Source organism: Kitasatospora paranensis, assembly GCF_039544005.1.
Taxonomy (GTDB): domain Bacteria; phylum Actinomycetota; class Actinomycetes; order Streptomycetales; family Streptomycetaceae; genus Kitasatospora; species Kitasatospora paranensis.
In genome coordinates this window covers 3,167,586-3,188,097 of sequence record NZ_BAABKV010000001.1, presented here as the reverse complement: position 1 = coordinate 3,188,097, position 20,512 = coordinate 3,167,586, and the positions used below count along the sequence as shown (strand labels likewise).

General features: G+C 74.6%; 16 protein-coding genes and 1 pseudogene. 15 read left to right on the top strand and 2 right to left on the bottom strand.

Features of this window, described 5'->3' with window-relative positions:
* Positions 1 to 12: 12 nt before the first annotated feature.
* The 6 genes and pseudogenes from ABEB13_RS15500 (at position 13) to ABEB13_RS15475 (ending at position 6,067) form a co-directional block, all read left to right on the top strand.
* Positions 13 to 420, top strand: a complete 408-nt coding sequence (locus tag ABEB13_RS15500) for a hypothetical protein (RefSeq protein WP_345705991.1) — start codon at positions 13 to 15, stop codon at positions 418 to 420.
* Positions 421 to 466: 46 nt separating this feature from the next.
* Positions 467 to 1,696 (top strand): 1-deoxy-D-xylulose-5-phosphate reductoisomerase, encoded by a 1,230-nt coding sequence (gene dxr / locus ABEB13_RS15495; protein WP_345705990.1) that lies wholly within the window; start codon positions 467 to 469, stop codon positions 1,694 to 1,696.
* Between the two features lie 43 nt (positions 1,697 to 1,739).
* Positions 1,740 to 3,043, top strand: a pseudogene (locus ABEB13_RS15490) (M50 family metallopeptidase).
* Between the two features lie 195 nt (positions 3,044 to 3,238).
* Positions 3,239 to 4,399 carry a flavodoxin-dependent (E)-4-hydroxy-3-methylbut-2-enyl-diphosphate synthase gene (gene ispG, locus ABEB13_RS15485; protein WP_100890104.1) on the top strand — a complete coding sequence of 387 codons (1,161 nt, stop codon included), beginning with the start codon at positions 3,239 to 3,241 and terminating at the stop codon, positions 4,397 to 4,399.
* Positions 4,400 to 4,541: 142 nt separating this feature from the next.
* Positions 4,542 to 5,417, top strand: coding sequence for a GNAT family N-acetyltransferase (locus ABEB13_RS15480; protein WP_345709680.1), 876 nt, complete (start codon positions 4,542 to 4,544; stop codon positions 5,415 to 5,417).
* Between the two features lie 74 nt (positions 5,418 to 5,491).
* Positions 5,492 to 6,067, top strand: a complete 576-nt coding sequence (locus ABEB13_RS15475; protein WP_345705989.1) for a GNAT family N-acetyltransferase — start codon at positions 5,492 to 5,494, stop codon at positions 6,065 to 6,067.
* On the opposite strand, the gene ABEB13_RS15470 is transcribed toward ABEB13_RS15475, so the two are convergent.
* Complete coding sequence (locus ABEB13_RS15470; protein WP_345705988.1) at positions 6,040 to 6,969, bottom strand: aminoglycoside phosphotransferase family protein; 930 nt, start codon at positions 6,967 to 6,969, stop codon at positions 6,040 to 6,042. The genes ABEB13_RS15475 and ABEB13_RS15470 overlap by 28 nt on opposite strands.
* 42 nt (positions 6,970 to 7,011) lie before the next feature.
* Positions 7,012 to 7,530, bottom strand: coding sequence for a ferritin-like domain-containing protein (locus tag ABEB13_RS15465; RefSeq protein ID WP_345705987.1), 519 nt, complete (start codon positions 7,528 to 7,530; stop codon positions 7,012 to 7,014).
* Positions 7,531 to 8,432: 902 nt separating this feature from the next.
* Between ABEB13_RS15465 and rimP the strand changes: the two genes are divergently transcribed.
* From rimP to ABEB13_RS15420, 9 genes are all read left to right on the top strand, one after another.
* The gene (gene rimP, locus ABEB13_RS15460) at positions 8,433 to 8,963 is read left to right on the top strand and encodes a ribosome maturation factor RimP (protein ID WP_345709679.1); all 531 of its coding nucleotides are present in this window, start codon (positions 8,433 to 8,435) and stop codon (positions 8,961 to 8,963) included.
* Between the two features lie 45 nt (positions 8,964 to 9,008).
* Positions 9,009 to 10,007, top strand: coding sequence for a transcription termination factor NusA (gene nusA, locus ABEB13_RS15455; RefSeq protein WP_345705986.1), 999 nt, complete (start codon positions 9,009 to 9,011; stop codon positions 10,005 to 10,007).
* A gap of 87 nt (positions 10,008 to 10,094) precedes the next feature.
* Positions 10,095 to 10,388: a YlxR family protein gene (locus ABEB13_RS15450; protein ID WP_345709678.1), complete on the top strand. Its 294-nt coding sequence runs from the start codon at positions 10,095 to 10,097 to the stop codon at positions 10,386 to 10,388.
* 196 nt (positions 10,389 to 10,584) lie between these two features.
* Positions 10,585 to 13,704 (top strand): translation initiation factor IF-2, encoded by a 3,120-nt coding sequence (infB, locus tag ABEB13_RS15445; RefSeq protein WP_345705985.1) that lies wholly within the window; start codon positions 10,585 to 10,587, stop codon positions 13,702 to 13,704.
* A 131-nt stretch (positions 13,705 to 13,835) separates the two neighbouring features.
* Positions 13,836 to 14,132, top strand: coding sequence for a DUF503 domain-containing protein (locus ABEB13_RS15440; RefSeq protein WP_100890111.1), 297 nt, complete (start codon positions 13,836 to 13,838; stop codon positions 14,130 to 14,132).
* A gap of 165 nt (positions 14,133 to 14,297) precedes the next feature.
* Complete coding sequence (gene rbfA, locus ABEB13_RS15435) at positions 14,298 to 14,744, top strand: 30S ribosome-binding factor RbfA (RefSeq protein WP_100890112.1); 447 nt, start codon at positions 14,298 to 14,300, stop codon at positions 14,742 to 14,744.
* A gap of 2 nt (positions 14,745 to 14,746) precedes the next feature.
* Positions 14,747 to 15,829: a DHH family phosphoesterase gene (locus ABEB13_RS15430; RefSeq protein WP_345705984.1), complete on the top strand. Its 1,083-nt coding sequence runs from the start codon at positions 14,747 to 14,749 to the stop codon at positions 15,827 to 15,829.
* Positions 15,830 to 15,917: 88 nt separating this feature from the next.
* Entirely contained in the window at positions 15,918 to 16,823 is a 906-nt protein-coding gene (gene truB, locus ABEB13_RS15425) for a tRNA pseudouridine(55) synthase TruB (RefSeq protein ID WP_345705983.1), read from the top strand.
* 225 nt (positions 16,824 to 17,048) lie between these two features.
* Positions 17,049 to 20,417 carry a serine protease gene (locus ABEB13_RS15420; protein ID WP_345705982.1) on the top strand — a complete coding sequence of 1,123 codons (3,369 nt, stop codon included), beginning with the start codon at positions 17,049 to 17,051 and terminating at the stop codon, positions 20,415 to 20,417.
* The last annotated feature ends 95 nt before the right edge of the window (positions 20,418 to 20,512 follow it).

Below are 20,512 nucleotides of genomic sequence, written 5' to 3'. Positions count from 1 at the left end.
GGGAGGTCGGACATGCTCGGCGACCTCATCGGAGAGGAAAACGCGCAGATCACCGTCCAACGGGTGGTCAGGAGCGACCACGGGCTGCCGCCGCTGGTGGAGAGTGCCTTCCAGGGCACCGGCCAGTTGCTCGGCGTCCCCGTCAACGACGTCGGCACGTACACCGGCAGGCTCCGCCCGGACGGCACGCTGGCGGGCGAGGGGCAGGGCATCCTGATGAGTCCCAGCGGCGCGCACGCCAGCTGGCAGGGCGGCGGCGTGGGCCGGTTCACCGAGGACGGCGGCACCGCCTGGCGCGGCACCATCGTCTACACCAGCGACTCGCCCGAGTTCGCCGGCCTGCGCGGCATCGCGGGCGCGTTCGAGTGGGACGTCGGCGCCGACGGCAAGGCGGTCGGAAGGATCTGGGCCTGGAAGTAGCCCGGCCGGCGACCGGCGGCGCCCCGGGCAGGACACAATGGGGCGCATGAACTCGCTCGCCCACCCCCAGCTCCGCTTCACCCCGGCCGTCCAGGACCCGGACGGCCCGAGGGAGCTGGTCATCCTCGGCTCGACCGGTTCGATCGGCACCCAGGCCATCGACGTGGTGCTGCGCAACCCGGACCGGTTCCGGGTGGTCGCGCTCTCCGCCAACGGCGGCCGGGTGGAACTGCTCGCGCAGCAGGCACTGCAGCTCGGGGTGCACACGGTCGCGGTGGCCCGCGAGGACGCCGTCCCGGCGCTGCGCGAGGCGCTCGCCGCCGGCGCCGACGGGCGCCCGCTGCCGCGGATCCTGGCCGGCCCGGACGCCGCCACCGAGCTCGCCGCGCTGGAGTGCCACTCGGTGCTGAACGGCATCACCGGCTCGATCGGCCTGGGCCCGACCCTCGCCGCGCTGGAGGCCGGCCGGGTGCTGGTGCTGGCGAACAAGGAGTCGCTCATCGTCGGCGGGCCGCTGGTCAAGGCCGTCGCGAAGCCGGGCCAGATCGTTCCGGTGGACTCCGAGCACGCGGCGCTCTTCCAGGCGCTGGCCGGCGGCACCCGTGCCGAGGTGCGCAAGCTGGTCGTGACGGCCAGCGGCGGCCCGTTCCGCGGCCGCACCCGCGAGCAGCTCGCCGGGGTCACCCCGGCCGACGCACTCGCCCACCCGACCTGGGCGATGGGCCCGGTGGTGACCATCAACTCCGCAACCCTGGTGAACAAGGGGCTGGAGGTGATCGAGGCGCACCTGCTGTACGACGTGCCGTTCGACCGGATCGAGGTCGTGGTGCACCCCCAGTCGGTCGTCCACTCGATGGTCGAATTCTCGGACGGCTCCACGCTCGCCCAGGCGAGCCCGCCCGACATGCGAATGCCGATCGCGCTGGGCCTGGGCTGGCCCGAGCGGGTGCCCGACGCGGCCCCCGGCTGCGACTGGACGAAGGCCGCGACCTGGGAGTTCTTCCCGCTGGACGACGAGGCGTTCCCGGCCGTCGCGCTGGCCCGCGAGGTCGGCACCCTCGGCGGCACCGCCCCGGCGGTCTTCAACGCCGCAAATGAGGAGTGTGTGGAGGCATTCCTGAACGGGCGACTGCCCTTCACCGGAATCGTGGACACTGTGGCGAAGGTGGTCGCGGAGCACGGCACCCCCGCCTCGGGAACTTCGCTCACAGTGGCGGACGTACTCCAGGCGGAGGACTGGGCGCGCGCCCGGGCCCGCGAGCTGGCTGCGGGTTGATCGAGACGGACGGCGGGCGCGGCGGCATGGCAAAGGACGGGCAGTGAACAACCTGATGTGGGTGCTGGGCATCCTGATCTTCGTGGTCGGGCTGCTGTTCTCGATCGCCTGGCACGAACTGGGGCACCTCTCCACGGCCAAGCTGTTCAAAATCCGGGTGCCGCAGTACATGGTCGGCTTCGGCCCGACGGTCTGGTCCCGCAGGAAGGGCGAGACCGAGTACGGCTTCAAGGCCGTCCCGCTCGGCGGCTACATCCGGATGATCGGCATGTTCCCGCCCGGTGAGGACGGCCGGATAGCCAAGCGCAGCAGCTCGCCCTGGCGCAGCATGATCGAGGACGCCCGGGAGGCCTCCTACGAGGAGCTCCAGCCCGGCGACGAGCACCGGCTCTTCTACACCCGCAAGCCGTGGCAGCGGGTGATCGTGATGTTCGCCGGCCCGTTCATGAACCTCATCCTGTCGGTGGTGCTCTTCCTCGCCCTGTTCATGGGGATGGGCATCCAGCGCTCCGTGCCGGTGGTGTCGACGGTCAGCCAGTGCGTGGTGCAGGCCGGCAGCCCGACCGACACCTGCCCGGCGAACGCCACCCCTCCCCGGCCAACCTGGCGGGCCTCAAGGCCGGCGACCGGTTCGTCTCCTTCGACGGCGACCGGATCACCGACTACAAGCAGCTGCAGGCCGACATCCGCAAGGTGCCCGGCAAGCAGGTGCCGATCGTGGTCGAGCGCGGCGGGCAGCAGCTCACCCTGACGGCTGCGATCACCAGCAACACCGTCCGCCCGGTCGACAAGGACGGCAACCCGGTCAAGGGCGACCCGGTGACCGCGGGCTTCCTCGGCTTCACCCCGGCCACCGGCGTCGTCCGGCTGAGCCTCGCGCAGAGCACCGACCAGATGTACTCCATGGCCGAGCACGGCGTCTCCTCGCTGGTGGCACTGCCCGGCAAGATCCCCGACCTGTGGCACGCCGTCTTCGACGGCAAGCCGCGCTCCGCCGACGACCCGGTGGGCATGGTCGGCGCCGCCCGGCTCGGCGGCGACGTGTTCGCGATGGACATCCCGGCCACCCAGCAGCTCGCCTTCATGGTCCAGCTGCTGGCCGGCATCAACCTGTCGCTCTTCCTGTTCAACATGCTGCCGCTGCTCCCGCTGGACGGCGGCCACATCGCGGGCGCCGTCTGGGAGTCGATCCGCCGCAAGGCGGCCGGCCTGCTCAAGCGGCCCGACCCCGGCCCGTTCGACGTGGCCAAGCTGATGCCGCTGGCCTACGTGGTGGCGGGCGTCTTCATCTGCTTCACCGCTCTCGTGATGGCCGCCGACGTGGTCAACCCGATCAAGCTGAACTGAGGCCGGCCGGCGGCGGGGCCCGCGGCGTGCTGCTCCCCGTCGCCGGTCGACATCACTCCTGCGGGCCCGGGCGGATGTGCCCGGGCCCGCGGCCGTGGCGTACCGTGGTGTGCCGGGCGTGTCCTCATCGACGCGCCCGGCCCGGTCAGACCCACCGGCCGGCTCACCGACCTCACTCAGGGGAACCCTGCGCACATGACCGCGATCTCGCTCGGTATTCCGTCCCTGCCGCTCAAGCCGCTCGCCAAGCGCCGCTACTCGCGTCAGATCATGGTCGGCAACGTCCCGGTCGGCGGTGACGCCCCGGTCTCGGTCCAGTCGATGACCACCACGCTGACCTCCGACGTCAACGCCACCCTCCAGCAGATCGCGGAGCTCACCGCCTCCGGCTGCCAGATCGTCCGGGTCGCCGTCCCCTCACAGGACGACGCCGACGCGCTGCCGATCATCGCCAGGAAGTCGCAGATCCCGGTGATCGCCGACATCCACTTCCAGCCGAAGTACGTCTTCGCCGCGATCGACGCCGGCTGCGCCGCCGTCCGGGTCAACCCGGGCAACATCAAGGCGTTCGACGACAAGGTCGGCGAGATCGCCAAGGCCGCCAAGGGCGCCGGCGTGCCGATCCGGATCGGCGTCAACGCCGGTTCGCTCGACAAGCGCCTGCTGGAGAAGTACGGCCGGGCCACCCCGGAGGCGCTGGTCGAGTCCGCGCTCTGGGAGTGCTCGCTGTTCGAGGAGCACGACTTCCGCGACATCAAGATCTCGGTCAAGCACAACGACCCGGTCGTGATGATCAACGCCTACCGCCAGCTCGCGGCCGCCTGCGACTACCCGTTGCACCTGGGCGTCACCGAGGCCGGCCCCGCCTTCCAGGGCACCATCAAGTCGGCGGTCGCCTTCGGCGCCCTGCTGGCCGAGGGCATCGGCGACACCATCCGCGTCTCGCTCTCCGCGCCGCCGGCGGAGGAGATCAAGGTCGGCAACCAGATCCTGGAGTCGCTCGGGCTGCGCCAGCGCGGCCTGGAGATCGTCTCCTGCCCGTCCTGCGGCCGCGCCCAGGTCGACGTCTACAAGCTCGCCGAGGAGGTCACCGCCGGCCTGGAGGGCATGGAGGTGCCGCTGCGCGTCGCCGTCATGGGCTGCGTCGTCAACGGCCCGGGCGAGGCCCGCGAGGCCGACCTCGGCGTCGCCTCCGGCAACGGCAAGGGCCAGATCTTCGTGAAGGGCGAGGTCATCAAGACCGTCCCCGAGTCGAAGATCGTCGAGACCCTCATCGAGGAGGCGCTCAAGCTCGCCGAGCAGATGCAGGAGGAGGGCGTCGAGTCGGGCGCACCGGTGGTCGTCGCCGCCGAGTGACCGTCGAACGCTGATCCGGGGCCGTCCCGCCCCCTCGGTCGAGGGGTGCACGGACGGCCCCCGTGGTCCGTGCCGCAGCCGGGTGGGGAGTAGGGTGCGGCTCAATCCCCCAAGTGAGGTGCCCGTGCTCGATCGAGGTGTGATGCTCCCCGGCCCCTTCCAGGTCGCCCGTGCCCTGGCGGCCACCCGGCTGCTGGACGCCCCGGATCTCGACGACGCCCTCGAGGTGCTGCACCGCAACCCGGTGGCGAACGCCTTCGTCGCCACCCGGGTCGAGGCGGTCGGCCTGGATCCGTGGCGCCTCGGCGGCGAGATGTGGGGCTGGTTCGACGAGGACGGCCGGCTGGCCTCGCTCTGCTACGCCGGCGCCAACCTCGTCCTCGTCGAGGCCGGCCCCGAGGCCGTCCGCGCCTTCGCCGAGCGGGCCCGCCGGCAGGGCCGCCGCTGCTCCTCGATCGTCGGCCCCGCCGAGGCCACCGCCGCGCTCTGGGCGCTGCTGGAGCGGAGCTGGGGCCCGGCCCGTGACGTCCGCGCCCACCAGCCGCTGATGGCCACCACCGCGCCCTCCGCCGAGGTCACGCCCGACCCGCTGGTGCGGCGGGTGCTCCGCAACGAGGTGGACACCCTGATGCCCGCCTGCGTGGCGATGTTCACCGAGGAGGTCGGCATCTCGCCGCTGGCCGGCGACGGCGGGCTGCTCTACCAGGCCCGGGTCGCCGAACTGGTCGCCTCGGGGCGCTCGTTCGCCCGTTTCGGTGAGGACGGCGAGGTGGTCTTCAAGGCCGAGATCGGTGCCGTCACCGCCGGCGCCTGCCAGATCCAGGGCGTCTGGGTGGCGCCCGAGCACCGCGGCAAGGGGCTGTCGGAGACCGGTATGGCAGCCGTGCTGGACATCGCGCTGCGCGAGGTCGCCCCGGTGGTCTCGCTCTACGTCAACGACTTCAACCTCCGGGCCCGGGCGGCCTATCGCCGGGTGGGGTTCGCCGAGGTCGGCGCCTTCATGAGCGTCCTGTTCTGACGCCCTGGTCCGGCGGGTCGTCCGACTGCGCGGAGTCGATCACCTGTGCCCGCGGGGAGGAGTACATTCCCGTCATGGAGCAGCTCACCGAGGTCACCATCTCGGCCATCGATCTGGCGGCCTGGGCGCCGTTCGCACTCGACGTGCAGGCGGAGGCCTTCGGGCTGACACCGGACGAGGTGGCCGTCCGGCTGCACATCGTCGGGCGGCACGCCCAGCAGCCCGGTGTGATCGCGCTCGGGGCGTTCGGCGGCGGCCGGCTGGTGGGCTTCGGTTACGGCATGCCGAACTCGCGGGAGCACTGGTGGTCCACGGTGATCCAGCCCTACCTGGAGGCCGGCGGCCACGAGGGCTGGCTGGACGACGTCTTCGCCGTCACCGAGCTGCACGTGCTGCCGGCCTACCAGGGCCGCGGGCTGGGCAGCGCCCTGATCCGCGGGCTCTGCGAGCGCTCCGGGCTGCCGCGCAGCATCCTCTCCGCGATCGACGCGGAGACCCCGGCCCGGCGGCTCTACCGCGCGCTCGGCTACCAGGACCTGGCCCGGGCGGTGCGCTTCCCCAACACCTTCCGCCCGTACGCCGTGATGGGGGCCCAGCTGCCGCTGGCGCCGAGCCGGCACGGTCACAGCCAGGCGGCGAACTCCAGGTAGTTCTCGGCCGGTCCGGGCTCGCCGACGGACAGGTGCCACAGGCCGGCGCAGACCGTGCGGAACAGTGTCCAGCCGCGCAGCCGGTCGCGGTCGACCTCGACCGCGTCGGCCAGGGTGTGCAGCCGGCGCCGGACGGCGGCCCGCTGGCCGGGCGAGCCGGCGAGGGTGTCCATCCGGTCCTGGGCGAGCCAGGCGAGGTCCCACGCGCGCTCGCCGACCACCGGCTTGGGGTCGATGGCGAGCCACGGCGAGCGGTCCGCCGCCAGGATGTTGCCGTGGTGGAAGTCGCCGTGCAGCAGGAGCTGTTCGGGCTCGGAGGCGATCAGCGAGGCGGCCGTCTCCAGCGCCTCGTCGATCAGCGGGAGGACGTCGGCGGCGCCCGGCAGCCGGCGGTGTTCGGCCAGGTGGGCGGACATGTCGGCGGCGCGGTCGCGCACCAGCCGGAAGGGGTGCCCCTCGGCGGGCGGCACCCAGAGCCGGCGCAGCAGGCTGACCGCCTCCATCATGGCCTTCGCCTCGGCCAGTGAGCGCAGCGGGATGTCGCCGTGCAGGCGCTCCAGCAGCAGGACGCCGGCGGCCGGGTCGGCGTCGATGAGCAGCACGGCGCCGCGGCCGGCCCAGTGCCGCAGCGCCTCGTGCTCCTGCTCGGTCTCGGTGGTGACCAGGCCGGCCTTGAGGACCGCGGGGGAGAGGTCGTCGTCCCGGTGGACGTAGCTCACCAGGCTGATCTGGCCGCCGGGGTCGCCGACCCGCTCCAGGGTCAGGCCCCAGCGGTCGAGGTGTTCGGCGACCAGGGCGGGCAGGGTGGCCAGCCAGCGGCGTCCGGCCTCGCCCTCCCAGGCCTGGATGGTGTCCGCCAAGCGCTCCGGAACGGTGATCTGCTGCCCTGGCAGTGCCGACATGCTGGCCTCTCGGTCGGTGCGCTTCGGCTGGGTGCCGCCCGCTCATTGTCGGTCATCGGCCGTGCGGGCACGGTCAGCTCTTCGGTGCGGCGCCCGAGGGGTGGGCGCGGACGGGCTGCCGCTCGCGCTCCCGGTCACGGCGGAGTCCGGCAGGCCGGGCAGCGCGCTGAGGTCGGCGCCCCAGTGCACGGCGCGCAGCGCGGTGTCGCGCAGGGCGCCCGCGGCGGTCTGCCGCAGCGGGCCGGCGGTGCCGGCCACGGCGTCCGCCCAGACCGCGGTGAGCTGGGTCTCCAGGTGCGCGGCGAGCCGGACGGCCGTGGCGGTGTCCGGCACGGCGAACGGCAGCCGGTAGCCGGCGGCCGCGGCCGCCGGGGACGCCCCGGCGGCGGCGACGAGCCGCTGCAGGGCGTCCCGGCGGGCCTGGTGCGCGGTGTAGGACGCCCGGGCGTCCTCGCGCTGCGGCCCGGCCGGCATGCGGGCGCCGACCACTCCGTAGCCGTACACGGCGGCGTGCTCGGCGGCCAGCGCGGTCTGCAGGGCGGGTACCGCCGCGGCGGGCACGGCGGTCGCGCCGGCCGAAGCCGTCGGGAGGGCCGTGGTGGCGGCTGCGGTGGCGGGGGCGAGGCGGCCGCCGAGGGTGAGGCGGTGACGGACGGTGAGGCAGTGACAGACGGTGAGGCGGTGACCGGGCCGTGGTCGCCGAGCGCGGCGGCGTGCAGGGCGCCGCAGGCGGAGACGGCCGCGAGCAGCCGCGCCAGCTCGGGGAGGCGGCCTCCAGGTCGGCCAGCCGGGCGCCGGCGGTCGCCCGTTCGGCCGCGGCGAGCCCGGCGACGGTCACCACGGCGGGACGGGTCGGGGCCGCGCTCGGCGACGACGGCGGGCCGGAGCGGTCGGAGGAACGGGACGGGGAGCCGTCCGGGGAGGGCGACGGGAGGGCGCGGGCGAGGAGCACCCGGTGCACGGCCACGTCCGCGCGCTGCCGGCGCAGCCGGTCGGCGAGGTCCGCCGCCGCGCCGGGGAGCGCCGCGTCGTAGGCGGCGAGCAGGGTGTCGGTGGCGGCGACCGCGCGGGTGCGCAGCGGCAGGTCCGGGTCGGGGCGGGCGGTGCCGTTCCGGTCCTTGCCGTCCGTGGTGCAGCCGGCCGTCAGCAGTGCCCCGGCCAGGGCGCCGAGCGTGAGGACGGTCCGCCGGGTCGGGGACGGCATCGTGCGGGCTCCTGCTGGCTCGCCGGGCGGGGCGGTGGACCGCCCCCTGGTCTGGGTAGATCATCGCAGGGGGTGCACCGCCGCCGGGCACCGGGCCCGGGCCCGTCCGCTGTGACCTTGCTCGCAGCGGGCGCTGTCACCCGGGCGGGGGGCACGGTCGGAATCGGCGGTTGCGGGGTGGACCGGATAGGCTGCGCGATGAGTTAGCACCTGACAACAGCAGACGCGGCCGAGGAGTCACCCGGATGAGCACCCCCCGATCGAGCGGCTGCGTGCGCTGCTGGAACCTCTGGCCGCCGAGGCCGGTCTCGATCTCGAGGACGTCAAGGTCTCCCAGGCCGGCAACCGCCGCCAGGTGCAGATCGACGTGGACGCCGACGGCGGTGTGGACCTCGATGCGATCGCCGAGTTCAGCCGCCTGGTCGGTCAGGCCCTGGACGATTCCGACCTGATGGGCAGCGCCGCGTACGTGCTGGAGGTCGGCTCCCCGGGTGCCGAGCGCCCGCTCGACGAGCCCCGCCACTGGCGCCGGGCCGAGGGCCGGCTGGCCAACGTCGTCCTGGTGGACGGCGGTGAGATCACGGCGCGGATCCTGGAGAGCGACGAGGTCGGCGCCCTGGTGGAGGTGCAGCCGGTGAAGGGCCGCGGCCGCCCGAAGGAGCGCCGCCTGGAGTTCACCGAGGTGGCCCGGGCCCGGGTGCAGGTGGAGTTCAACCGCAAGGACGAGGCGCTGCTCGACGAGGCGCCCGACATCGCGGACGACTCCGACGACTCCGACGACGACGCGTAACCGCGACACCCCCATGAACCTGAACGAAGAAGAGGAGGCGTAGCCGTGGACATCGACATGAGCGCCCTGCGTGGGCTGGTTACCGAGAAGGGCGTCCCGTTCGACCTGCTGGTCGAGTCGATCGAGTCGGCGCTCCTCATCGCGTACCACCGCACCGAGGGTTCGCGCCGCCGCGCCCGCGTCGAACTGAACCGCCAGAGCGGGCATGTGACGGTCTGGGCGCTGGAGGACGCGGCCGAGCTGGACGAGGGCGTCGAGCCCAAGGAGTTCGACGACACCCCGAGCGGCTTCGGCCGGATCGCGGCGTCGACCGCCAAGCAGGTCATCCTGCAGCGGCTGCGCGACGCGGCGGACGACCAGACGTTCGGCGAGTACGCCGGCAAGGAGGGCGACATCGTCACCGGTGTCGTCCAGCAGGGCCAGGACCCGAAGGCCATCCTGGTCGACATCGGCAAGCTGGAGGCGCTGCTGCCGCCGCAGGAGCAGGTGCCCGGCGAGGTGTACGCGCACGGCACCCGCCTCAAGTGCTACGTGGTGGGTGTGCGCCGCGGTGTCCGCGGCCCGTCCGTGACCCTGTCGCGGACCCACCCGAACCTGGTGAAGCGGCTGTTCGCGCTGGAGGTCCCGGAGATCGCCGACGGTTCGGTGGAGATCGCCGCGATCGCCCGTGAGGCCGGCCACCGCACCAAGATCGCGGTCTGGTCGCGCCGGCAGGGGCTGAACGCCAAGGGCGCCTGCATCGGTCCGATGGGCAGCCGGGTCCGCAACGTGATGGCCGAGCTGCACGGCGAGAAGATCGACATCGTCGACTGGTCGGAGGACCCGGCGGAGATGGTCGCCGCCGCGCTGTCCCCCGCGCGGGTGACGAAGGTGGAGATCGTCGACTACGCCCAGCGGTCCGCACGGGTGATCGTGCCGGACTACCAGCTGTCGCTGGCGATCGGCAAGGAGGGGCAGAACGCCCGCCTGGCCGCCCGCCTCACCGGCTGGCGGATCGACATCCGTCCGGACACCGAGGCGCCCGCCGAGGGGCCCCAGGAATAGGGCCGCCGGGCCCGTCGTTGACCGTCATGGTCGCCCGGCCGTGATCGGCGGGCGGCGGCATGTCCCTTCGGAGGGGTAGACTTGAGGTTGTCTGGCCGGACGCATGTCCGAGCATGCCCGGAACGCACCTGCGTGGGCTGCCGCAAGCGCGCGGCCAAGCACGAGCTGCTGCGTGTCGTGGCGGTTGAGGGCGCCTGCGTCCCCGACCACCGCGGCGCGCTGCCGGGGCGGGGTGCACATCTGCACCCCGACCTCGCCTGTCTCGACCTCGCGGTCCGCCGTCGGGCGTTCCCCAGGGCCTTCCGGCTCCAGGGGTCGCTCGACACCGATGCGCTCCGGGCGTACGTCGGGCAGCGGGCGGGAGTCACCCCGGCGTCCTGAGTCCTCAGGCGCGGCGGAGCACCACAGCAGGGCGCAGCGCACGGTCACCCGTGTGCGGCGCGAAAACGTCAGGTACCTCGCGAGATGGAAGTAGGTCGAGATTGCGATGAGCACTCGATGAGTACGCGATGAGTACGCCCATGAAGTAGCGACAGTCCGGCGGACGATTACCCCCGGACGGATAGACAGGAGCGAAGTGGCTAAGGTCCGGGTATATGAACTCGCCAAGGAGCTTGGCTTGGAGAGCAAGGCCGTCATGGCCAAGCTCACCGAGCTCGGCGAGTTCGTGCGTTCGGCGTCCTCGACGATTGAGGCGCCGGTCGTTCGCAAGTTGACTGATGCTTTGGGAGCGACGCCGCCTGCCGGTGGCTCCTCCGCCAAGCCTGGCCCGCGGAAGCCCGCGGCGCCCACGCCCGCCGGTGCCCCCGGCGCGGCTGCACCCAGGCCGGGTGCGCCCACCCCCGGCCCGCGTCCCACCGTGACGCCGGGCCCCCGTCCCACCCAGGCTCCGGCCGCTGCGGCTCCCGCCGCGCCGGCCGCCGCCGCCCCCGCGGCACCGCGTCCCGCCGGTGCGCCGACCCCGGGCCCGCGCCCGGCGGCGCGTCCCGCCGCGGCCGCTGCACCCGCGGCTCCGGCCGCTCCTGCGGCCGAGTTCTCCTCCCCGGCCCCGGCCGGCGAGGCGCGCGAGTCCCGTCCGGCCGCTCCGCGTCCGGCCAACCCCGCGGCCCGTCCGGGCCCGCGTCCGGCCGGCCCGCGTCCGGGCAACAACCCCTTCACCTCCAGCAACACCGGCATGGCCCGCCCCGGCGAGCGCCGTCCCGGCGGCCAGGGTGCGGGTGCCCCGCGTCCCGCGGGTGACCGTCCGCGTCCGGGTGCCGGTGCGCCCGGTGCCGGTGGCGCCCCGCGTCCCGGTGGCGACCGTCCGCGTCCGGGCGGTCCGGGTGCCGGTGGCGCCCCGCGTCCGGGCGGCGACCGTCCGCGTCCGGGTGCCGGTGCGCCCGGTGCCGGTGGCGCCCCGCGTCCCGGTGGCGACCGTCCGCGTCCGGACGGCATGCCCCGTCCGGCCGGTCCGCGTCCGGGTGGGCCCAGCCCGTCCGGCATGCCCCGTCCGAACCCCGGCATGATGCCGCAGCGTCCGGCCGGTCCCGGCCCGCGTCCGGGCCCGCGCCCGGGTGGCGGCCCCGGCGCCCGTCCGGGTGGCGGCGCCGGCGGTGCCCGTCCCGGCTTCGCCGGTCGTCCGGCCGGTCCCGGCTCGCGTCCCGCGGGTGGCGGCTTCGGCGGCCCCCGTCCGGGTGGCGGCGCCGGTGGCGGCGGCGGCTTCGGTGGCGGCGGTGCCCGTCCCGGTGGCTTCGGCGGCCGTCCCGGCGGCCCGGGTGCCCGTGGTGGCACGCAGGGTGCCTTCGGCCGTGGCCCCGGTGGCCGTCCGGCCCGTGGTCGCAAGTCGAAGCGGGCGAAGCGCCAGGAGTACGAGGCCATGCAGGCCCCGTCCGTCGGCGGTGTGATGCTGCCCCGCGGCAACGGCCAGTCGGTCCGCCTGTCGCGCGGTGCCTCGCTGACGGACTTCGCGGAGAAGATCAACGCCAACCCGGCCGCGCTCGTCTCGGTGATGTTCAACCTCGGTGAGATGGTCACCGCGACCCAGTCGGTCTCCGACGCGACGCTCGAGATGCTGGCCCAGGAGATGGGCTTCGTCCTGGAGATCGTCAGCCGGGACGACGAGGACCGCGAGCTGCTCGAGTCGTTCGACATCGACTTCGGTGTCGACGAGGGCGACGAGGACATGCTGGAGGCGCGCCCGCCGGTCGTCACCGTCATGGGTCACGTCGACCACGGAAAGACCCGCCTGCTCGACGCCATCCGCAAGACCAACGTGGTCGCGGGCGAGGCCGGTGGCATCACCCAGCACATCGGTGCCTACCAGGTGCAGACCGAGGTGAACGGCGAGGAGCGCCGCATCACCTTCCTCGACACCCCCGGTCACGAGGCGTTCTCCGCCATGCGTGCCCGTGGTGCCAAGTCCACCGACATCGCGATCCTGGTGGTCGCGGCCAACGACGGCGTCATGCCGCAGACGGTCGAGGCGCTCAACCACGCCAAGGCCGCCGGTGTGCCGATCGTGGTCGCGGTCAACAAGATCGACGTCGAGGGCGCCGACCCGACCAAGGTCCGCGGTCAGCTGACCGAGTTCGGTCTGGTGGCCGAGGAGTACGGCGGCGACACCATGTTCGTCGACATCTCCGCGCGCCAGGGCCTCAACATCGAGGAGCTCCTGGAGGCCGTGGTCCTGACCGCGGACGCCTCGCTCGACCTGCGGGCCAACCCGGAGCAGGACGCCCAGGGCATCGCGATCGAGGCCCACCTGGACAAGGGCCGCGGCGCCATGGCGACGCTGCTCGTCCAGCGCGGCACGCTCCGCGTCGGCGACTCGGTCGTCGTGGGCGACGCCTACGGCCGCGTCCGCGCCATGCTCGACGAGAACGGCAACAGCCTCTCCGAGGCCGGCCCGTCCCGTCCGGTCCTGCTGCTCGGTCTGACCTCGGTGCCCCGCGCCGGCGACAGCTTCATCGTCGTCGACGAGGACCGCACCGCTCGCCAGATCGCCGAGAAGCGCGCCGCCCGCGACCGCAACGCGTCCTTCGCGCAGCGCCGCGTGCGGGTCTCGCTGGAGGGCCTGGAGGCCGCTCTGGCCGCCGGCAACATCGAGAAGCTCAACCTCATCATCAAGGGTGACGTCTCCGGTTCCGTCGAAGCCCTCGAGGACGCCCTCGTCAAGCTCGACGTGGGCGAGGAGGTCGAGCTCCGGATCCTGCACCGCGGTGTGGGTGCCATCACCGAGTCCGACGTGGACCTGGCGATGGGCTCGGACGCCATCATCATCGGCTTCAACGTGCGCGCCGAGGGGCGTGCCCGTACCGCGGCCGAGCGCGAAGGCGTCGACATCCGGTACTACTCGGTCATCTACCAGGCGATCGAGGAGATCGAGGCGGCGCTCAAGGGCCTGCTCAAGCCCGAGTACGAGGAGGTGCGCCTCGGCTCCGCGGAGATCCGCGAGGTCTTCCGCTCCTCCAAGTTCGGCAACATCGCCGGTGTCATCGTTCGCGAGGGCATCATCCGGCGCAACACCAAGGCTCGCCTGCTGCGCGACGGCCGACTGGTGGCGGAGAACCTCAACATCGAGGGCCTGCGCCGCTTCAAGGACGACGCGACCGAGGTCCGCGAGGGCTTCGAGGCCGGTGTGACCCTGGGCTCGTACAACGACATCAAGGTCGACGATGTCATCGAGACCTACGAGATGCGCGAGAAGCCGCGCGCGTAAGCGCCGGCTGCCGGGGCCGGTCGACGGGTTGCATAACCCGTCGACCGGCCCCGGTCTCGCTGTGTAGGGTCCTCGTACGTCCCTGAGCGGGATCTCTTCGAGGCCTCCAGGTCGGCTCTGACCTGTCACACATGTTCGTAGGAACACTCACCTTCGACCTCCTCCTCGGCGACGTCCACTCGCTGAAGGAGAAGCGTTCGATCGTGCGGCCCATCGTGGCCGAACTGCAGCGCAAGTACAGCGTGTGCGCTGCCGAAGTCGGGAACCAGGACCTCCACCGCAGGGCCGAGATCGGCTGCGCGGTGGTCGCCGGGGACGTCGCGTACGTCACCGAGATCCTGGACAGCTGTGAGCGGTTCGTCGCCGGCCGCCCCGAGGTGATGCTGCTCTCCGCACGGAGACGCCACCACAACGACGACGATGAGTGAGCAAGAGTGCGGCGACCGTGCTCCCGCAGGCCGGGAGTCGCCACCGTCACACCGATCAGGACCGAGAGCGCCCACAAGGCTGGGCGCGGGCAGGTACGTTGGGGCAGAGGCTCCGCCGGGTGCGCGACCGACCCGGGTACCGCGCCCATCGCACGAGGAGGCAACGTGACCGACACCGCAAGGGCGCGCAAGCTCGCCGACCGCATCCAGGTGGTCGTCGCCGAGACCCTGCAGCGCCGGATCAAGGACCCGCGTCTGGGGTACGTGACCATCACGGACGCCCGGGTCACCGGCGATCTGCGCGAGGCCACGGTCTTCTACACCGTCTACGGTGACGAGACCGAGCGGGAGGCCAGCGCTGCGGCGCTGGAGAGCGCCAAGGGCGTGCTCCGCTCCGAGGTCGGCCGGCAGACCGGGGTCCGGTTCACGCCGACCCTGACGTTCGTCGCGGACGCCCTGCCGGACAACGCCAAGAACATCGACGACCTGCTCGACAAGGCGCGGCTGTCCGACGCGGCCGTCCGCACCGCGGCGGCCGGCGCCACGTACGCCGGCGAGGCGGACCCGTACCGCACGCCCGGTTCGCACGACGACGCGGACGAGGACGAGTAGACATGACCGGCGAGCCGATGGCGGCCGGTACCGCGGGGGCGGGTTCCACCAGCACGGTGGCACCTGCCCTCGTGGCGCTTCCGGGCCCGCGCGCGGAGGCGTCCGGCCTGGAGCACGAGTGGCAGCGGGTGGTCCAGGCGATCGGACGGGCCACCAGCCTCGACCTGATCTGCCACATCAATCCCGACGGTGACGCGCTGGGCTCCGCCCTCGCGGCCGGCCTCGCGCTGCGCGGCCTCGGCCACGAGGTACGGGTCTCCTTCGGTGACGACCCGCAGATCATCCCCGAGTCGCTGTCCTTCCTGCCCGGTCAGGAGCTGATCGTGCCCGCCTCGGCCGTCCCCGACGTGCCGGAGATGGTGCTCTGCTTCGACGTGGCCTCGGAGAGCCGGCTCGGCCTGCTGCACGCCAAGGCGTTCGCCGCGCCCGTCCTGGTGGTCCTCGACCACCACGCGTCCAACCCGGGCTTCGGCACCCACCGCCTCATCGACCCGGGCGCGCCGGCCACCGCGGTGCTCGTCGACGAGCTGCTGCGCCGCCTCGGCGTCGGGCTCGACCAGGAGCTGGCCACCTGCCTGTACACCGGCGTCGCCACCGACACCGGCTCCTTCAAGTACGCCGCCACCACCCCGGCCACCCACGAGCTGGCCGGCCGGCTGCTGGCGACCGGCATCCGGCACGACCTGATCTCCCGCCAGCTCTGGGACACCGGCTCCTTCGGCTACCTGAAGGTGCTCGCCGCCGCCCTGGACCGGGCGGTGTACGAGCCCGCCGCGGCCGGCGGCCGGGGCCTGGTCTGGACGTGGGTGCCCTACCAGGACCTCGCCCTGTTCGGCGTCACCGTCGAGGAGATCGAGGGCCTGATCGACGTGCTGCGCCGCCCGGCCGAGGCAGAGGTCGCGCTGGTGCTCAAGCAGGACCCGGACGGCACCCTGCGCGGCTCCAGCCGCTCCAAGGGGGCCGTCGACGTCGCCGCGGCCTGCGGCGAGCTCGGCGGCGGCGGCCACGTGTACGCGGCCGGCTTCGCCGTGCGCGACGAGGTCGACGCCGTGGTGGCGCGCTTCCGCGCCGCACTGCCCTCCTGACACCCCGCACCGACGCCGTCGCTCCGCCACTGCCGGAACGCCACAGCCGCTCCGCCACTGCCAGACCCCACAGCCAGAGAAAGAACCCATGAAGCGCAAGGGAACCGGTCCTGACGGCCTCGTCATCGTCGACAAGCCGGAGGGCATCACCTCGCACGGGGTGGTCGCCAAACTGCGATGGCTGGCCGGCACCCGCAAGGTCGGCCACGCCGGCACGCTGGACCCGATGGCCACCGGCATCCTGGTGATCGGCGTCGAGCGGGCCACCCGGCTGCTCGGCCACCTGATGCTCACCAGCAAGACCTACGAGGCCACCGTCCGGCTCGGCCAGACCACGATCACCGACGACCGGGAGGGCGAGGTCACCGCCTCGGTGCCCGCCGACGCCGTCGCCCGGGAGGCGATCGATGCCGGGATCGCCGCGCTGACCGGCGAGATCATGCAGGTCCCGTCGAAGGTGTCCGCGATCAAGATCGACGGCAAGCGGTCGTACGCCCGGGTCCGCGAGGGCGAGGACTTCGAACTCGCCGCCCGGCCCACCACCGTGCACTCCTTCACCGTCCACGCGCAGCGCTCCGCGGTCGCCGAGGACGGCACCCCGGTGACCGACCTCGACGTCACGGTCGAGTGCTCCTCCGGCACCTACATCCGGGCGCTCGCCCGCGACCTCGGCGCCGCGCTCGGCGTCGGCGGCCACCTCACCGCACTGCGCCGGACCCGCGTCGGCCCCTACGGCCTGGAGCACGCGCGCACCCTGGAGCAGCTGGAGGAGAAGCTGGAGGTGCTGCCCATCGCCGAGGCCGCGGCCGCCGCCTTCCCGCGCTGGGACGTCGACGCCGACCAGGCGCGGCAGCTCTCCACCGGCATGAAGCTCAAGGCGCCGGGGCTCGGCGTCGACGGCCCGATCGCGGTCTTCGACCCGGACGGCCGCTTCCTGGCCCTGGTCGAGGAGAAGGGCGGCAGCGCCAAGCCGGTCGCCGTCTTCGTGGGCTGACCCACCGCCGGCAGTCCCGCTGCCGCCGCAGGCAGACTCCGCCGCCCCCGCCGGGCGACACGCCGACATGGCCGCTCCTTTTCACTCGTGCGGGCGAGCGCGCGAGGTGAACCGGTGTGGTGAACGGCGCGTGCACGGTGCCGCACCGCCCGCCCCGGGCACACTCCCCGGCGGCGTACGGCAGCCGGGCCGACCGCTTCCCGGCCCGGCGGGAGGGCGGGGCGCATGACAGGCAGACACCAGCCGGGCAGCACGGCGGGGCAACGGCGGACCGAGGCCGCCTGGGCCCCGCTCGTCGTCACGGACGGCCAGGGACGCCCGCACGGGCTCGCCCTGCCCGTCGACCGGCAGGGCACGGCGGTCACCGCCTACCAGGCCGTCGCAGGCCTCACCGAGGCCGTCCTGCGCCTGCCCGACGGCACCGCCCGGCCGCTCGGCCCGGGCGCCGTCCGGCTGCTGCCCGGCCACGGCCTCGCCCTGCTGCACACCGGCCACCCGGACGGGCCGCCCACCGCCGTGCCGCCGGTCACCGGCCGCACCGACCGCCGCCTGGTCACCGTCCTCCACCCGGGCGCACCCGGCGCCGGGCCGGTCCTGCTGCCCGGCGTCGTGGTGGGGCACTGCACCGCCGTCCAGCCCACCGACGCGGACGGGTTCCACACCGTCCCCGGCGCCCTGCTGATCCGGCTGCCGCCCTCCGCGCCCGTCCCCGAGGCCGGCGCACCCGTCCTGGACGCCGAGACCGGCGCCGTCCTCGCGCTGCTGGCCCCCGCACTGCGCGGCGACAGGCCCGACACCGTCGCCGCCGCCCCGCTCGCCGCCGGCCTGCCCGCGGACGTCCTGCTGCGCAACGCCGAGAGCGCCCCCGCCTTCGGCCCCGATCTCAACCTCGGCGGCCTGCTGCGGATCGCCGCCGCCCAACTCGACGCCGCCACCGCGGGGCCCGCCCGGATCGCCGACCTCGCCGCCGACCGCGTCGACCGCCCCGACGGCCTCACCGGCGAGGAACCCCAGCACCCGGCCACCGTCCTCACCGGCGCCGCCGGCAGCGGCCGCAGCACCGAACTCGCCGCTCTGGCCGTCCGCCGCGCCACCGGGCCGCGACCGCTGCCCACCCTCTGGGTGCGCGGCGCCGACCTCGACCCCGCCGACCGCTCGCTCGCCGACGCCGCCGCCCGGGTCCTCGGCGCGGCGGCCCGCACCCTCGGCGCACCCGCCCCCGACCCGGCCGAGGCCGCCCGGCTGTGCGCCGCGTCCGGCCGCCCCCTGCTGGTGCTGCTCGACGCACCCGAGGAGGCCCCGGCCGCACCCCGCCCCGACTGGCACGCCGACACCGCCCGCTGGCTCGCCGACCACGGCGCCCGGCTGCTGCTCGCCTGCCGTCCCGAGAGCCGCCCGGCCGGCGTCGGCCCCGTCCTGGTGCTCGGCCCGCTGCCCCCGGACGCCGCCGAGCGGGTGGCCCGCCGGCACGGCGCCGACCCCGCGCTGCTCGCACCCGCCGACGCCGCCCACCCGCAGACCCTGCGGATCGCGGGCGACCTGCGGGCCGCTGGCGTGACCGGCCGGCCCGGCGGCCGCGGCGAGCTGTACGCGGCCCACCTCGACCTCCAGTGCCTGCGGATCGCCCGCCGGATCGCCGCCGCGGACGACCGCCGGCCGGGCGCGCACCGGCGCGGCGCACCGCCGCCCGGCGACGAGGACACCGCCCGGCTGCGCCGCACCGCCACCGTGGTCGCCGGCCGGGTGCACGAGGCCGCCCGGCAGCTGCTCGGCGCGGGCCACGCCGCCCTCACCGCGGACGAGTTCGAGCGGCTGTTCCCCGCCGTCGGCGGCTGGGGTCCGGCCGTCCTGGCCGAGGGGCTGTTCGTCCGGGCCGGGGCGGGCTTCCGGCTCGCCGCCGAGGACCCGGCCGACTGGCTGCAGGGGCGTCACCTCGACCTCGACGGGGCGCTGCGGCTGCTCGTCGACGGGCAGCCGCCGCACCCGGCGCCGGGGGAGCGGGAAGCCGGCCGGCCGGCGCCCGGCGAGGCCGCGCACGGCGTCCCGCGGCACCGGCTCGGCCCGGTCGCCGCCGCACTCCACCGGATCGCCGACACCCGCGGCGCCGAGGCCCTCGACGTCTGGCTGCACCGGCTGCGGCTCGCCCTGGACACCGACGAGCCGGACGCCGACGCCGCCTGGTGGGCCGCCCACCTGCTCACCGCCGTGCTGCCCGCCGCCCCCGACCTGGCCGTCCACCGCACGCTGCTCGAACGCCTCACCCGCCACCCCGCCTTCCCGCCCGGCTGGTGGGCCGCCCTGCCGCTCGCCCCGGCCGACCGGACGGCCCTGCTGCGCCGCCTCGTCCGCACCGAGACCGCGGACGGCCCGTACCGCGCCGCCGTCCGCGCCCTGATCGCCGCCGACCCGGCCACGGTGCTTCCGCTGCTGTGCACCTGGTTCGCCTGCGCCGAGCCGCTGGCGGACGGCTCCGGAGCCACCGTCGCCGACCTCACCCACGACCTGCTGCTCGCCCAGCGTTCGCTCGCCGTCGACGAGTTGACGGAGGCCCTGGTCGACGCCGGGCACCCGCGGGCGGACGCCCTGCTCGCCCGGCTGGCCGTCGAGGAGCCCTCCGCGCTGTGCCGCGCGGTCGATCGGTGGAGCCACGACCCGCGGCCGGAACGCCACGTCGCGGCCGCCGTGCACGCCCTGCGGGTGGCCCCGCAGGCAGACCGGGCCGGACGCGCCCTGCTCCGCTTCACCGCGCTGACCCTGCTCGCCCGTACGGACGAACCCGCGCTGCACGGCGCCGCGCTCGCCCTGCTGCTGCGCGATCCCGCGAGCCGGGCCGAGTACCTGCCGCGGGCCTTGGCCGGCTACGCCGCCGACGACCCCTTCCTCGGCGCGTCCGCGCTCGCCCCGGCCCTGGACGGCCACCCGGACGAGGTCCTGTCGGCCGTCCGCCGCCGGCTGGCCGCCCCCGCGGCGCCGCTCACCGACGCGCTCCGCCTGCTGGCGGGCGCCGAGAGCGCCGCGACCGTCCGGCAGGGCGTCCTGATCGCCGCTCACCAGCTGCGCGAACACCCGGAGCGGGCAGGGCAGTTGGCCGCACACCTGGAGGCGCTGCTGGCCGCCGGGCAGGACGCCCGGCCGCTGGTGGCCGAAGCCGTCGCCGGCGCCACCGCCGTCCGGAAGGTGTTCGCACCCGTGTTGGCCGCCGCCTGCGACCAGGAGGCCGAGGCCGCGCAGCTGGAGGCCCTGCTGGCCGCCGAACGCGACCCGGGCGTGCTGGCGGCCGTCCTCGACCGGTTCGCCGACAGCTGCGAACGCGCCGCGCCCGCCCGGGCCCGCGAACTCGTCCGCCGGATCGCCGCCCACTGGCCGGACGCCGACGCCGAACTCGTCCGCACGGCGGGCCGGGCGGCCCCGCTGGCCCGGTTGCTCGCCGACTGGCCGGACACCGCCGCGCCCCCGCCGGACGGCCCGCTCATCACCCGGCTGCGCGAGCTGGCCGCCGCCGGGCGCGACCCCCAGTACGCCGCCGCCGAGTCCGAGCGGACGGCCCTGCGCGCAGCCGAGGGGGCTCTCGACCTCGGCCGGGCCCGCGCCTGATCCCGGCGAACCGCCCGGACACCCTTCCGGTGCCGAGGCGCAGCCGGGCGCATGGCACGCTATAGGGGTTCGGGTTGAGTGTTCGAGCGCCCCGC